The 14009-nt window shown below is 71.4% G+C and carries 12 protein-coding genes; 2 read left to right on the forward strand and 10 right to left on the reverse strand.

Annotated features, from left to right (window positions below):
* Positions 1 to 71: 71 nt before the first annotated feature.
* Complete coding sequence (locus ACLVWQ_RS34125) at positions 72 to 917, forward strand: siderophore-interacting protein (protein WP_414113107.1); 846 nt, start codon at positions 72 to 74, stop codon at positions 915 to 917.
* A 54-nt stretch (positions 918 to 971) separates the two neighbouring features.
* Here ACLVWQ_RS34125 and ACLVWQ_RS34130 read toward each other — a convergent pair whose 3' ends face one another.
* From ACLVWQ_RS34130 to ACLVWQ_RS34140, 3 genes are all read right to left on the reverse strand, one after another.
* Positions 972 to 1751, reverse strand: coding sequence for an ABC transporter permease (locus ACLVWQ_RS34130; RefSeq protein ID WP_414113108.1), 780 nt, complete (start codon positions 1749 to 1751; stop codon positions 972 to 974).
* Entirely contained in the window at positions 1748 to 2773 is a 1026-nt protein-coding gene (locus ACLVWQ_RS34135) for an ATP-binding cassette domain-containing protein (protein ID WP_414113109.1), read from the reverse strand. Before ACLVWQ_RS34135 ends, ACLVWQ_RS34130 begins: the two co-directional genes overlap by 4 nt.
* A gap of 165 nt (positions 2774 to 2938) precedes the next feature.
* The gene (locus tag ACLVWQ_RS34140; protein ID WP_414113338.1) at positions 2939 to 3622 is read right to left on the reverse strand and encodes a PadR family transcriptional regulator; all 684 of its coding nucleotides are present in this window, start codon (positions 3620 to 3622) and stop codon (positions 2939 to 2941) included.
* A gap of 224 nt (positions 3623 to 3846) precedes the next feature.
* On the opposite strand from ACLVWQ_RS34140, the gene ACLVWQ_RS34145 reads away from it, so the two are divergent.
* Positions 3847 to 4839 (forward strand): RluA family pseudouridine synthase, encoded by a 993-nt coding sequence (locus ACLVWQ_RS34145; RefSeq protein WP_414113110.1) that lies wholly within the window; start codon positions 3847 to 3849, stop codon positions 4837 to 4839.
* Here ACLVWQ_RS34145 and ACLVWQ_RS34150 read toward each other — a convergent pair.
* From ACLVWQ_RS34150 to ACLVWQ_RS34180, 7 genes are all read right to left on the reverse strand, one after another.
* Positions 4833 to 6311, reverse strand: a complete 1479-nt coding sequence (locus ACLVWQ_RS34150; RefSeq protein WP_414113111.1) for a cytochrome P450 — start codon at positions 6309 to 6311, stop codon at positions 4833 to 4835. The genes ACLVWQ_RS34145 and ACLVWQ_RS34150 overlap by 7 nt on opposite strands.
* A 73-nt stretch (positions 6312 to 6384) precedes the next feature.
* The gene (locus ACLVWQ_RS34155) at positions 6385 to 6999 is read right to left on the reverse strand and encodes a GTP-binding protein (RefSeq protein ID WP_414113112.1); all 615 of its coding nucleotides are present in this window, start codon (positions 6997 to 6999) and stop codon (positions 6385 to 6387) included.
* Entirely contained in the window at positions 6980 to 7420 is a 441-nt protein-coding gene (locus ACLVWQ_RS34160) for a DUF742 domain-containing protein (RefSeq protein ID WP_414113113.1), read from the reverse strand. Before ACLVWQ_RS34160 ends, ACLVWQ_RS34155 begins: the two co-directional genes overlap by 20 nt.
* The gene (locus ACLVWQ_RS34165; protein ID WP_107019841.1) at positions 7417 to 7824 is read right to left on the reverse strand and encodes a roadblock/LC7 domain-containing protein; all 408 of its coding nucleotides are present in this window, start codon (positions 7822 to 7824) and stop codon (positions 7417 to 7419) included. Before ACLVWQ_RS34165 ends, ACLVWQ_RS34160 begins: the two co-directional genes overlap by 4 nt.
* Positions 7821 to 9431: an ATP-binding protein gene (locus ACLVWQ_RS34170; protein ID WP_414113114.1), complete on the reverse strand. Its 1611-nt coding sequence runs from the start codon at positions 9429 to 9431 to the stop codon at positions 7821 to 7823. The genes ACLVWQ_RS34165 and ACLVWQ_RS34170 overlap by 4 nt, the downstream gene beginning before the upstream one ends.
* 774 nt (positions 9432 to 10205) lie before the next feature.
* Positions 10206 to 13067, reverse strand: coding sequence for a DEAD/DEAH box helicase (locus tag ACLVWQ_RS34175; RefSeq protein ID WP_414113115.1), 2862 nt, complete (start codon positions 13065 to 13067; stop codon positions 10206 to 10208).
* A 37-nt stretch (positions 13068 to 13104) separates the two neighbouring features.
* A complete protein-coding gene (locus ACLVWQ_RS34180) occupies positions 13105 to 13995 on the reverse strand; it encodes a diacylglycerol kinase (RefSeq protein ID WP_414113116.1) in 891 nt (296 codons plus the stop codon).
* Positions 13996 to 14009: the final 14 nt, after the last annotated feature.

Below are 14009 nucleotides of genomic sequence, written 5' to 3' on the forward strand. Positions count from 1 at the left end.
TCGGGGCGGGTGTCCGCCACGGAGAGGTGCTAACTTAGGTAAGCCTTAGCGAACTTATCCAGGAGGCCGTGATGGCTGAGCGCCCGGCACGCAGGACCCCCAAGCCGCACTCCGCGCGAGTCGTCCGCACCGAGCGGCTGACCCCTCACATGCAGCGCGTGGTCCTCGGCGGCGAGGGCCTGGCCGACTTCACGGTGGGTACGAGCACCGACCATTACGTGAAGCTGCTGTTCGGGGCGGCGGGCGTGACCTATCCGGAGCCCTTCGACATGGCGCGGATCCGCGAGGAGTTCCCCCGCGAGCAGTGGCCCGTGACGCGTACGTACACCGTGCGCGCCTGGGACCCCGAGCAGCGCGAGCTGACCCTCGACTTCGTGATCCACGGCGACCAGGGACTCGCCGGACCGTGGGCCACTCGCGTCCGGGCGGGCGAGCTCGTGCGCTTCCTCGGCCCCGGCGGGGCGTACGCCCCCGACACCGAGGCCGACTGGCATCTGCTGGCCGGTGACGAGAGCGCGCTGCCCGCCATCGCCGCCTCGCTGGAGTCGATCCCCGACGGTGCGCGCGTGCACGCCTTCGTGGAGGTCTCGGGGCCGGAGGAGGAGCAGAAGTTCGACTCCGGCGTGGAGGTCGCCTGGCTGCACCGCGGTGACCGGCCGGTCGGCGAGGCGCTGGTGGAGGCCGTCCGCGCGCTGGAGTTCCCGGCGGGCCGGGTGCACGCGTTCGTGCACGGCGAGGCCGGGTTCGTGAAGGAGCTGCGCCGGCTGCTGCGCGTCGACCACGAGGTGCCGCGCGAGGACATCTCCATCTCCGGATACTGGCGGCTCGGACACAACGAGGACGGCTGGCAGGCGGCGAAGCGCGACTGGAACGCGCAGGTCGAGGCGGAGCAGGAAGCCGCACCGCCCTCCGCCTGACCGGGGCGCGGCCCTCCTCCTCCGCGCCCCTGCCCACCCGCTCACGCGTGGGTGCTACACCGAGCGTTGGTACGACTTGAAGGTGCGGACGGACAGCCAGACCGCTGTCACCGCCAGCGCCAGGAGCGCGCCCCCGCGGGTCCAGATCCCGGGCCAGTCCGGGTGCTGCGACACCGCTGAACGGCCCGCCACCATCGCCCAGTTCAGTGGGTTGCAGTCGGCGATGTGGCGCATCCAGTCGGGCATGCGGGACGGCGCCATGAAGGCCGAGGAGAGAAAGGTCAGCGGCAGCAGCAGCAAGGTGTTGATGCCGATGATCGACTCCCGTTGGCGCACCAGCATGCCCAGCGCGTTCGACAGGGCCCCGAAGACCGTGCCGAGCAGCGAGGCCGCGACCACGAGCACCGCCAGGCCCCCGGCGCCGCCGGGATAGTCCGCGCCGCCGAGCCGGCCGAGCAGGACGATCAGCAGGGACTGCACCGCCGTGGTGAGCCCCTGCTGCACGACGCCCGCGTTCATCAGGGCGCCGCGGCCGACCGGCGTGGTCAGGAACCGGTCGAGCGTGCCGCGCTCGATCTCCTCCAGGGTGCCCATGCCGGCCCACATGTTGGAGCTGAGCGCGCTCATCACGACGATGCCAGGCACCAGGTAGTCCAGATAGCTGCCCGTGCCGAAGCCGCCGAGTTCGACGACGTCCTTGAAGAGGTTGCCGAACAGGAACAGCCAGACCGCCGGCTGGATGAGCGCCATCACGACGTACGCGGGCTGCCGGAGCACCGCCGTCAGTTGGCGCTGTGTCATGTACCAGGTCTGGGTGAAAGCTTCGGTACTCATCGGGCACCCCCGGCGGCGGCGAGAGCGTCGGCGGGCCCTGCGGAGGCCGCGGCCTCCGCCTCGGCGTATCGGCGGCCCGCGTACCGCAGGTAGACGTCGTCGAGCGACGGGCGGGCGACGGTGGCGGCGGCGACCCCGACCCCGGCCCGCTCCAGGGTGCCGAGCAGGACGGGTACGGCGGCGGCTCCGTCCTCGGCACGGACGCTGACGCGGCGTCCGTCGAAGTGCGCCTCGTACACGCCGGGCAGGGCGGTGAGGGCGCCGCCGAGCAGCGTACGGCCGGCTTCACCGACCGGTGCGCGCAGTTCCAGGTGGACGGCGTCGCCGCGGAGTTCACCCTTGAGGGCGCCGGCGGTTCCCTGCACGACGACACGGCCGCGGTCGACGATGGCGATGCGGTCCGCGAGGCGGTCGGCCTCGTCCAGGTAGTGCGTGGTGAGGAGGATGGTCAGGCCCTCGTCCCCGGCGAGGCGGGCGATCTCCTCCCACATCGCGGTGCGCGCCTCGGGGTCGAGACCGGTGGTCGGCTCGTCGAGGAAGAGGACCTCGGGCCGGTGGACCAGGCCGAGCGCCACGTCGAGTCGGCGCCGCATGCCTCCGGAGTAGCCCCTGACCTGACGGTCGGCCGCGTCCCCGAGCTGGAAACGGTCCAGCAGGCCGTCCACCCTCGGGCGGAGCGCGGCGCCCCGCAGCCCGTGGAGCCTGCCCTGGAGGCGGAGGTTCTCGCGGCCGGTGGCGACCGGGTCCGCGCCGGACCGCTGGGCGACCACGCCGATCACGCGGCGCACCCGGTCCGGGTCGCGCAGCACGTCGTGGCCCGCGACCGTGGCGGTGCCCGAGTCGGGGCGGGCTAGGGTGGTGAGGATCTTGACGGTGGTGGACTTGCCCGCGCCGTTGGGGCCGAGGAGTCCGAAGACGGTGCCCGCCTCGACGGTGAGGTCCATGCCGCTGAGGGCGGTGACCTCGCCGGGGTAGGTCTTGATCAGTTGACGCGCCTGCACTGCGGGCGCACGGGTGCTCATGACGACTGCTCTCCTGGGTGAGCGGATCGACAGCTGATCCGCGTGAGGAGCACCGGGCTATCCTGAGTGTGCCGCACCTCGATCGCCTGGCCTGCCTCACAGCGGAGTCGGCTCGGGGTTCGAGACCCTGGCGGAGCTGCTCCAACAGCTCTGCCGGGGTCTGTCTCACTTCTGGTGGTCCTGTCGGTCGGGTCTCGGGGTGACGGACCCCGGTTTCTCACGCTCCTCGGACTCCTGGGGCTTCTCGGACTCCTGGGGCTTCTCGGGCCTCTGGAGCTCCTGGAACTCGGGCGGGATCTCCCCGCTCTCGTGGAAGCTCCGCCACTGCTCGGCCCCGTCGAGGGTGCCGGCCGCCAGTTCCCGCAGAAATCCACGGACCCACTCGGCCTGCGCCTCGACCATGTGCAGTTGGTACTCGCTCTCGACGAGGAAGATCCGCGGCAGCGTCTCGGACAGCTTCGTGAGGCCGCCGCGCGCGCTCGCCGCCTGCACCTCCAGCGTCTTGAGCCGGTGTGCCAGCAGGCGCGCCACCTCGTCGGGGTGGATGACGCCCATCAGCGAGAGCGCGGCCTCGAAGATCGGGAACTCGTGTGCGGGGACGGCGAGCAGGTCCGACAGCCACTCGGTCGCCTCCTCGCGCCCCGCGTCCGTGATGCCGTACAGCGTGCGCTCGGGGCGGTTTCCCTGCCGCTGTACCTCGGCGACCTCGACGAATCCATGCTTCTCCAGGCTCTGCACGACCGTGTAGAGCGAGCCGTAGTTGATCTTCAGGCTCGCGTCCTTGCCGCGGCTGCGCAGGGTCTGGGCGATCTCGTACGGATGCATCGGGCGCTCGGTGAGCAGCACCATGACGGCCAGCGCCAGCGGGTTGCCGAGCTTGCGGCGCTTCGTCGCCACCCGGATCACCACCTCGCCATATCCTCGTCCACGAATATCCGTGACCGAACATATCGCGTGTCGCCGAGCAGCGTCAACACACACGATGTATCGCGTTTTGAGAAGTCCCGCAAGGGTGGATGGACATGCGGCCCCGCACGGACCTCACCGCCGCCCCGCTGCGTACGCTTGACCAGGTGAGACGTCGAACCCCGATTCCGCCCTCCCCCCTGCCCCAGCGTGCGGGGGTGGATCCGGTGCGGGTACGACTGCCGGCCGGCGGGACCTGGAGGACCGTTCGGGAGCATCTGGTGGAGCGGCTCGCGCCCCGGGCCGCGGTGATCGACGCGATGCTCGCCGCCGGGCAGATCGTGGACGCCGACGGGCGGCCGCTGACTCCGGACACGGCGTACGCGCCGGGCATGTACGTGTGGTTCCACCGGGAGCTGCCCGACGAGGAGCGGGTGCCGTTCCCCGTGGAGGTCGTGTACCGCGACGAGCACGTCGTGGTCGCCGACAAGCCGCACTTCATCGCCACGACACCCCGGGGCAGTCATGTCACCGAGACGGTTCTGGCGCGGCTGCGGCGGGAGTTGGGGGTGCCCACGCTCGGGGCCGCGCACCGGCTCGACCGGCTCACCGCCGGGCTCGTGCTGTTCACGGTGCGGCCCGAGGAGCGGGGCGCGTACCAGTCCCTGTTCCGCGACCGCCTCGTGCACAAGGAGTACGAGGCGGTGGCGCCGTACCTACGAGGGCTGGACCTGCCCCGGACCGTGCGCAGCCGGATCCACAAGGAGCGGGGTGTGCTCGCCGCGCAGGAGGTGCCGGGCGAGCCGAACGCCGAGACCCGCATCGAGCTGCTGGAGCACCAGGGCGGCCTGGCCCGCTACCGGCTGCTCCCCCGCACCGGCCAGACCCATCAGCTGAGGGTGCACATGAGCGCGTCAGGCGTGCCGATCCTCGGCGACCCGCTGTACCCGAAGGTCACCGACCCCGTGCCGGCCGGTGACTTCCGGCGCCCGCTGCAACTGCTGGCGCGGGTGCTGGAGTTCACCGATCCGGTCACGGGGACCAGGCACGCGTTCCGCAGCGGACGCACCCTGTCGGCCTGGTCCGCCCATGACGACTGGGCCGACGAGGGGCCACACAGGTCCCCCGGCGGCCCAGGCTCGGTGACCGTGGCTCAGTAGCCGCGCCACCAGCGCACGAAGCGCTGCCAGGCGCCGAGCCGGTGTCCCGGCTCGGCGGCCGGCACCGGCGGCGCGTCCAGCAGGTCGATCGTGGGACGCGGCACCGGAGGGGCGTCCGGTACGTGGCCGGAGGTGTCCCAGCCCGGACGCGGGCGCGGCACCTCGCTGACGCCCGGCCGGTCCATGACGTCCCGCGGCGACGCCGGCGCGAACACGACCGGCAGCTCCACCAGATGCCGTGAGGAGATCGAGGCGCTCCACTTCAGCTCGGTCTCGGGGACGGCGAGCTGGACGTCCGGCAGCCGCTTGAGGAGCGCGTCGACACCGACGTCGGCGATGGCACGCCCGATGTCCTGCCCGGGGCACTCGTGCGGGCCGCCGCCGAAGGCGAGGTGCGAGCGGTTGCCCTTCATGTTCGCCTTGAGGTCCGGGCGGACGTGCGGATCGACGTTGCCCGGCGCGATCCCCAGGAGCAGTCCGTCCCCCTTGCGGATGCGCTGACCGCCCAGCTCCGTGTCCTGCTTGGCGAAGTAGCCGAGGACGGAGCTGAACGGCGGCTCGTCCCACAGGGACTGCTCCACCGCCTGGGGCACCGTCATCTGGCCGCCGTTGAGCTGGGCGCGGAAGCCGGGGTCGGTGAAGACCACCCGCAGCACGTTGGCGAGGAGGTTCGCCGTGGCCTCGTACGCGGCGAGCAGGACGAGCCGCAGGTGCTGGCCCACCTCCTCGTCGGTGAGCCCGGCCGGGTGGTTGATGAGGTGGCTGGCGAAGTCCTCGGCGGGTTCGGCCCGGCGGCGCGCGGTGAGCCGCATCAGCACGCTCATCACGTACTCGTTGCTCGCGATCGCCGTCTCGGTACCCTTGAGCAGGTCGCGGGTGGTCTGCACCATGCGGTCGTCGTACTCCTCGGGCATCCCGAGGATCTCGCACAGCACAGCCATCGGCAGATGTTCGGCGAACTGGGAGACGAGGTCGGCGCTGCCCCGTCGGCAGAACTGGTTGACCAGTTCCTGGGTCCAGTGGTTGATGTGGCGGCGCAGGTCACGGGCGTTGATCGTGGACATGGCGCCCATGACCGAGCCGCGCAGCCGCTGGTGCTCGTCGCCCTCCGCGTGGGAGCAGATGGGCTGCCAGGCGATGTGCGGCATCAGCGGGTGGTCGGTGCCGGCCGTGCCGTCCAGGAGGGCCGTCCAGATGCGGCTGTCGCGGGTGTACACCGAGGGGTTGCTGACCATGTGGAGGTTCTCGCCGTGCCCCAGCACCATCCAGAACGGCACGTCGTTGTGGAGCAGCACCGGCGCGACGGTGCCGTGCTCGGCGCGGAGCTTCTCGTACAGGGCCGCCAGGTCCTGCGCCTCGGGTCCGTACAGGCGGCGCAGTCCGCCGGGGCCCGTGCCATGGGCGGGGCAGCTCGGCGGGGGCCCGGACAGGGGCTCGTCCGTGCCGGTCAGGGAGTGTGGTTCAGGCGTCACGATGATCGCTCCGAAGCTGAAGTCGTACTGAGGTCTGGAAGGTCGGTCGTGTCGGACCGCCCACGCGAAGCGCCTACACCGAGGCCATGGCGATCGAGTGGAGGAAGCGCATCAGGGTCATCAGGACGTCCCGGCTGGAGGCTCGCCGGCGCGCGTCGCACTTCACCATGGGGATCTCCTCGGACAGGTCGAGCGCCGCCCGCAGGTCCTCCATGGGGTAGCGGGGCGCGTCCGGGAAGTCGTTGACGGCGACGACGAACGGCACGCCGCGTTCCTCCAGGCGGCCGATGACGTCGAAGCTGACCTCCAGGCGCCGGGTGTCGACCAGGACGACCGCGCCCAGGGCGCCCTCGAACAGGCCGTTCCACAGGAACCAGAAGCGCTCCTGGCCGGGGGTGCCGAAGAGGTACAGCACCAGCTGCTCGGTGATGCTGATACGGCCGAAGTCCATCGCGACGGTGGTCGCCGTCTTCGTCTCGGAGCCGTAGTCGTCGTCGACTCCGATGCCGGCCTGCGTCATGGTCTCTTCGGTGGTCAGCGGCCTGATCTCGCTGACGGAACCCACCATCGTCGTCTTGCCGACCCCGAACCCGCCCACGATCACGATCTTCACCGCGGCGGTCGCCGTCTGCGGGAGATGGTCCTCGGCGCGAGGTCCAGGGACGGTGTCAGAGCTTTTGAAGTCCATGCATCACCGCTTCGAGGAGGGAACGGTCGGGCAGCTCCGAGCGGACGATCGGAGCGCGCGCCTGTACCAGTTCAGCCGTCAGCAGCTCGGTCAGCAGTACGGTCACGACGCTGAACGGCAGATTGAGATAGGCCGATACCTCGGCCACGGACATGGGTGCCCGGCAGAGCCGCAGCAGTGCCGACTGCTCCGGCTGGGCGGTGGGCGGGGCGTCGTCGCACGCCACGATCAGGGTCACCAGGTCGAGTTCGGCACGGTCGCCGCCGTCGGCCGCCTGGCCGGTGACGACGTACAGCCGTTCCAGATCGCGGCTCCGGTCCGCCCCGCCCTGCCCTTCCCCGGGCGGGGGCGGCGCGGACGGCCCGGGTTTCTCCTGTGGCGGCGCCTTGGGAAAGCGCCGGCGTCGTTGGGGAGGACTCATACGGTCTGCCCGTTGCGCCGGGGCGGACTCGTGAGGTGCGCGCCGATCCGGACGACGAGGTCACGCATCCGGGCGCTCATGAGCCCGGCGTCGACGTGGGCCTCCGCCAGCACCGCGAGATAGGCGTTGGGGCCCGCGGCCATCATGTAGAAGTAGCCGCCCTCCATCTCGATGATCACCATGCGCATCTTGCCGTCGGTGTCGGGGATCTCGGTGGCGACGGCCCCGGCGAGGCTCTGGAGTCCGGCGCAGGCGGCGGCGATGCGGTCGGCGGCGTCGGGGTCGCCGCCGTACCGGGCGATCCGCAGACCGTCCGCGGAGAGCACGACGACCTGCCGGGTCCCGTACACCCCGTCGGACAGTTCCTTGAGCATCCAGTCGAAGTTGGCGCGCTGCTGGATCACTTGAGGTCCCCCTCGTCGTCGGCCTCGGTGCGGGCCGGACTGTTCGTCGCTCCTGGCGTCTGCTGCTGGTCGTCGTCTCCGCCCTTGAGACCGGCCATGAACGCCTCGACCCACAGCCCTGGTTCTTTCTCTTCCTTCTTCTTCGTGGGCACCTGCGTGGACGACCGGGTCCAGTCGATGACGGGGCGGCCCTCCTTGCGCGCGGCCTCGGCCTCCGCCTCGGCGGCCCGTGCTTCGAGCACCCGCTGGCTGTAGGGGATCTTGACCCGGCTGCGGCGCTGCGGCAGGCCGTTGGCGGTCCACTCGGTGACCTCGGGGACCTCGTCCGCCATGTCGTCCGGCACGGTGGGCCGGGGCCCGGTGGTGGGGCGGCGCTTCTTCTCGACGCGCTTGGGGCCCTCGACCCCGCCGAAGTCGACCTTGGGCACGGCGGCGGCGCCGATGCCGTGGGCGAGACCGACGGCGGGCTCCTCGGTGAGCAGAGCGCGCGGGACGACGAGCACGGCGCGCACACCGCCGTAGGCGGACTGCCGCAGCGAGACCTGCATGTCGTACGTGTCCATGAGGCGGCCCACGACGGCGAGGCCGAGCCGCGGGTCCTCACCGAGCTGGTTGAGGTCGGGGCCCGCCGCCGCCTGCGCGAGCATCCGCTCGGCGCGGGTACGGGCCTCCTCGCTGAGGCTGACGCCGGCGTCCTCGATCTCGATCGCGACGCCGGTCTGCACCTCGACGGCGGTGACGTGGACCTTGGTGTGCGGCGGCGAGTAGCGCGTGGCGTTGTCGAGGAGTTCGGCGGCCGCGTGGATGACGGGCTCGACGTGGATACCGCTGACGGCGACCTTGGCGATGGAGTGCAGCTCGATGCGCCGGTACTCCAGGATCCGGGACATGGCACCGCGCAGCGCGCTGTACAGCGGGACCGGAGCGGGCCACTGGCGGCCGGGGCGGCCGCCGCCGAGCACGGCGATGGAGTCGGCGAGGCGGCCGATGAGCGCGGTGCCGTGGTCGATGCGCAGCAGGTCGTCGAAGACCTCGGGGTTGCGCCCGTGGTCCTCCTCCATCTCGCGCAGTTCCGTGTTCTGCTGGTGGACGATCGCCTGGACCCGGCGGGCGATGTTGACGAAGGAGCGCTGCGCGGCCTCGCGCTGCAGCTCCTCGTTGTCGATGATCCGCAGCACTTCGAGCAGGAGTGCCCGCTGGGCGCGGGGGATGTTCCGCTGGGCGGGGTCGTTGTCGACGATCAGCCGGACCGCTTCCTGCGGCCCGCGGCCGCCGCGCATCCCCTTGATGAGGATCGGCAGCAGATGCTCGCGCAGGTGGTCGATCTCGGCGTCGTGCAGGGAGACGCGTCGTTCCATGACTTCTGTGCGGCGGGCGAGTTCGGCCCGCACCGCGCGGATGACACGGCCACGGCGGACCGCTTCCGCCGCCGTCGCGATGACGAGCAGGGTCGCGATGACACCGCACCAGCCGACGGCCACCCGGGCCGGCTGCGTCACGACGGCGACAGCGGCACCGGTCACCGCGGCCATCACTATGGCGGGCAGCAACAACGCGCGCGCGTAGGGAACTTCACGGCCACCGGGAGGCAATTGAACACTCACCATGTATGCCCTCTGAGACAAGTCGACTGGAGGTCGGGGGGAAGTAACTGGATCTTCGGAACTTTGGGGAACAAGCGCACGAATACATCTCAACTCGGTGCGCTGCGGGCGAGCTTAGTCCGACCGGATCATCGCTGTGTCATATTCAGCAAGCACCTGAAATCACCCCTGAAGCAGGAGTACTGTCTGCTTCATTTACACGGCGAGCATCCGTACGAACACGTTGCGTGATGACGTACGGGTGTGCGAAACCCCCTCATCAGAAGGGGTGAAGCCCTGCTTCCGCGTCACTCACGACGGCCGTGGGCCGGTCCGGACGGGCCCACGGCCCGGATTCCGGTAGTTCACTCCGAGCGGACCCGAGCAGGAGACGACGACGGCCGCCGACCGCCACGCCGGAGGCGGCGACGACACAGGTCCCGGTGCGCGGCCCGAGCGCGCCGACGGCACGGGCGGCAGGGGGCGGCGGCGCGGACAGCGTCGCCCCGCAGGGCGGCTGCGGGCCTGCCCGAACCCGGCGGCGAGCCGCTCAGCGGCGGCCGCAGGACAGCCCTGGATGCCCGCGGCCCAGCCTGCGGAACCCCGAGCCCGGTGCACGTCCCGGCGGGAGCGCGCTGACGGCCGGGCGGCAGCACGGGCGGTGTCGCCTCGCAGGGCGGCCCAGGATGCCCGCAGTCCGGCTTGCGGGACCGCGGGCCCGGTGCACGCGCCCGGCGTGTGCGCCCGGTCTCTCAGGCGTGCGCCGGGTCCGTCTCGGGGCCGGGGCCCCGGCTCGTCTCAGCCCACCGACGAGTAGGCCACCACTCCGCGCAGCAGCTGGTCGACGGCCTTGCGGGCGTTCTTCGCGACCGTCGAGCTCGCCGCGGACGAGTTCGGCGCCGCCGCCGAGATCTGCCCGAGCACGTCGATGACCTGCTTGCACCAGCGCACGAAGTCACCGGCGGGCATCTCCGCCTCGCGCAGCACCTCGTCGAGGCCCTTGCCCGACGCCCACTCGTGCGCCGCCCAGGCGAAGCCCAGGTCGGGCTCGCGCTGGCCCACCCCCTCGGTCTGGGTGATGCCGAAGTCCTCCTCCAGGGCGTCGAGCCGGCCCCAGATGCGGACCATCTCGCCCAGCGCGGCCTTCGCCCTGCCGGACGGCAGCTTGGGCGCCATCGCGTCGTCGCTGACTCTGGACTCGTACACCAACGCCGAGACGCACGCGGCCAGTTCGGCGGGGCCCAGGCCCTCCCAGACCCCTTCGCGCAGGCATTCGCTGGAGAGCAGGTCCATCTCGCCGTACAGCCGGGCGAGCCGCTTGCCGTGCTCGGTGACCTCGGTGCCGCGCAGATAGTCCATCTCGGTCAGCAGCGCGACGATCCGGTCGAAGGTGCGGGCGATGGTGTTCGTCCGGCCCTCGATGCGCTGCTCCAGCTGCGCGGTGTCCCGCCGCAGCCGGTGGTAGCGCTCGGCCCAGCGGGCGTGGTCCTCACGGTCGCTGCACCCGTGGCAGGGGTGGGCGCGGATGTCGGTGCGCAGGCGGGCGATCTCGCGGTCGTCGGCCGCCTCGGCGCGCCGCTTGCGGTGCCGGTCGGGCACGATGTGCCCGGCCTTGGTGCGCAGCGCGGAGGCCAGGTCGCGGCGCGACTGCGGCGAGCGCGCGTTGAACGACTTCGGGATGCGCATCCGCTCCAGGGCCTCGACGGGCACCGGGAAGTCCATCGACGCGAGCCGCTTGACCTGCCGCTCGGCGGTGAGCACCAGCGGCCGGGGGCCGTCGTGGTGCTCGAAGCCCCGGTGTCCGTTGGACCGTCCGGCGGGCAGGCCCGGGTCGAGGACCAGCGCGAGCCCGGCGAACTTGCCGGTCGGCACATGGATGATGTCGCCGGGCTTGAGCTTCTCCAGCGCGACGGCCGCCTCGGCCCGCCGCTGGGAGGCGCCCTGCTTGGCCAGCTCCGTCTCCCGGTCCTTCAGTTCGCGGCGCAGCCGCGCGTACTCGTCGAAGTCCCCGAGGTGGCAGGTCATCGACTCCTTGTAGCCTTCGAGCCCTTCCTCGTTGCGCTGCACCTGGCGGGAGATCCCGACGACCGACTTGTCGGCCTGGAACTGCGCGAAGGACGTCTCCAGGAGCTCGCGCGAACGGTGCCGCCCGAACTGCTCGACGAGGTTCACCGCCATGTTGTACGAGGGCTTGAAGCTGGAGCGCAGCGGATAGGTGCGCGTGCCGGCGAGTCCCGCGAGGTGGTCCGGGTCGATACCGCGCTGCCACAGCACCACGGCGTGGCCCTCGACATCGATGCCGCGCCGGCCGGCCCGCCCGGTGAGCTGGGTGTACTCGCCGGGGGTGATGTCCGCGTGCTGTTCGCCGTTCCACTTGACGAGCTTTTCGAGGACCACCGAGCGGGCGGGCATGTTGATGCCGAGCGCGAGGGTCTCGGTGGCGAACACCGCCTTCACCAGGCCGCGTACGAACAGTTCCTCGACGACCTCCTTGAACGTCGGCAGCATGCCCGCGTGGTGGGCCGCGATGCCGCGCTCCAGGCCTTCGAGCCACTCGTAGTAGCCCAGGACGTGGAGGTCCTCGTCGGGGATGGACGCGGTGCGCTCCTCGACGAGGGCACGGACCCGTTCCCGCGCGTCGTCGTCGTTCAGCCGCAGGCCCGCGTACATGCACTGCTGGACGGCGGCCTCGCAGGCGGCGCGGCTGAAGATGAACGTGATGGCGGGCAGCAGGCCCTCGGAGTCGAGCCGCTCGATGACCTCGGGGCGACCCGGTGTCCACACCCGGGACCGCTGGCGCCGCTCGCGCTCGCGGTCGGCGTCGCGCATCGCACGGCCGCGCTTGCGGTCCTGGTACGAGGGGCGGCTCGCCTCCATGCGCGCCAGGCGTGTCAGATCGGGGTTGACGGCCTTCTTGTGGCCCTCGCCCTCCTCGAAGAGGTCGTGCATCCGACGTCCGGCGAGCACGTGCTGGAACAGCGGTACGGGCCGGTGCTCGGAGACGATCACCTCGGTGTCGCCGCGCACGGTGTCGAGCCAGTCCCCGAACTCCTCCGCGTTGGACACGGTCGCCGACAGCGACACCAGTGTGACCGACTCGGGGAGGTGGATGATCACTTCTTCCCACACGGCGCCGCGGAAGCGGTCCGAGAGGTAGTGCACCTCGTCCATGACGACGTACCCCAGGCCGAGGAGGGTCTGGGAGCCCGCGTACAGCATGTTGCGCAGGACCTCGGTGGTCATCACGACCACCGGGGCGTCGCTGTTGACGCTGTTGTCGCCGGTGAGGAGGCCCACCTTGTCCGCGCCGTAGCGCCGGCACAGATCCGCGTACTTCTGGTTCGACAGTGCCTTGATGGGAGTCGTGTAGAAGCACTTCTTGCCCTGCTGGAGGGCCAGGTGGACGGCGAACTCGCCGACGATCGTCTTGCCCGAGCCGGTGGGCGCGGCCACCAGGACTCCCTTGCCCCCTTCAAGAGCTTTGCAGGACTCGATCTGGAAGGGGTCGAGGCCGAAGTCGTACATCTCGCGGAAGCCGGCGAGTGCGGTGGCCTGCTCGACAGCGCGCTTCCGTGCTGCCGCGTACCGCTCGGCCGGTGAGAGGTCGTCTGTCATCGTGCTTTCGAGACTACCGGCCACCACTGACAACAGGACGATCATTATCCGATCGGAGCATCTGGATCCGGGAGGGACCGGCTCAGGGCCCCGCGACCCGCACCGCCCCGGGTACGCACTCCGCCGTCAGCGGGAGCGGCCCGAGCGGCTCACCGTCCGCGTAGCCCGATATCCCCCGCGCGGCCAGTTCGACCTTCCCGGCCCGGTGCACGGTGACCATGGGATGGCTCAGGTGGGTGCCCTTGTAGACCCGCGGGAAGACGCGCAGCAGCTCGGTGCGGCTGCACGCGCCGACCACGGTGACGTCGAACAGCCCGTCGGTGAGGTCCGCGTCCGCGCAGATCCGCATACCGCCCCCGTACGAGGAGCCGTTGCCGACGGCGACCAGGGTCGCCTCGACCTCCCGGACCTCGCCGCCGTCCAGCGTGATCCGGTACGGGAACGGCTTGAACGCGGCGAGTTCGGCGAGGATCGCGAGGTCGTACTTGAACCGGCCGCCGGGCCATCGCATGCGGTTGCCGCGGTCGTTGACCCGCGAGTCGAAGCCGGAGGCGAGGACCGTGCCGAACCAGGTGCCGCCGACCCGTCCGAGGTCGACGTCCCGCAGCCGGTCCTCCGCAAGCGCCCCGGCGACCACGCGTCCGGCGGCCGCCGGGTCGTGCACGGGCAGCCCCAGGGCCCGCGCGAAGTCGTTCCCGGTGCCCACCGCGACGATCCCCAGGGGCGTACGTGTCCCCGCGACGGCCTGCAGCGCGAGGTTCGCCATGCCGTCGCCGCCCACGGCCACCAGGGCGCCGGTGCCGGCCCGTACGGCGGCACGCGCGCGCGTGAGGGCGTCCTCGGCGTTCTCGCCGAGGACCGTGCGGACGGAGAAACCCGCCGCCCGCAGAGCCGAGGCGGCCGGCTGCGCCGCGCGGGCGCCCCGGCCGCGTCCCGCGGTGGGATTGACGAAGAGGATGATCTCGCTGTTCACGGCCCGGACCCTAC

It is taken from the genome of Streptomyces sp. CWNU-52B (assembly GCF_047444975.1).
GTDB lineage: Bacteria > Actinomycetota > Actinomycetes > Streptomycetales > Streptomycetaceae > Streptomyces.

Excerpts from the sequence above, each read along its gene's own strand:
- ACLVWQ_RS34125 (WP_414113107.1), top strand. The coding sequence starts at position 72 with ATGGCTGAGCGCCCGGCACGCAGGACCCCCAAGCCGCACTCCGCGCGA.
- ACLVWQ_RS34130 (WP_414113108.1), bottom strand. The coding sequence starts at position 1,751 with ATGAGTACCGAAGCTTTCACCCAGACCTGGTACATGACACAGCGCCAA.
- ACLVWQ_RS34135 (WP_414113109.1), bottom strand. The coding sequence starts at position 2,773 with ATGAGCACCCGTGCGCCCGCAGTGCAGGCGCGTCAACTGATCAAGACC.
- ACLVWQ_RS34140 (WP_414113338.1), bottom strand. The coding sequence starts at position 3,622 with ATGGTGCTGCTCACCGAGCGCCCGATGCATCCGTACGAGATCGCCCAG.
- ACLVWQ_RS34155 (WP_414113112.1), bottom strand. The coding sequence starts at position 6,999 with ATGGACTTCAAAAGCTCTGACACCGTCCCTGGACCTCGCGCCGAGGAC.
- ACLVWQ_RS34160 (WP_414113113.1), bottom strand. The coding sequence starts at position 7,420 with ATGAGTCCTCCCCAACGACGCCGGCGCTTTCCCAAGGCGCCGCCACAG.
- ACLVWQ_RS34170 (WP_414113114.1), bottom strand. The coding sequence starts at position 9,431 with ATGGTGAGTGTTCAATTGCCTCCCGGTGGCCGTGAAGTTCCCTACGCG.
- ACLVWQ_RS34175 (WP_414113115.1), bottom strand. The coding sequence starts at position 13,067 with ATGATCGTCCTGTTGTCAGTGGTGGCCGGTAGTCTCGAAAGCACGATG.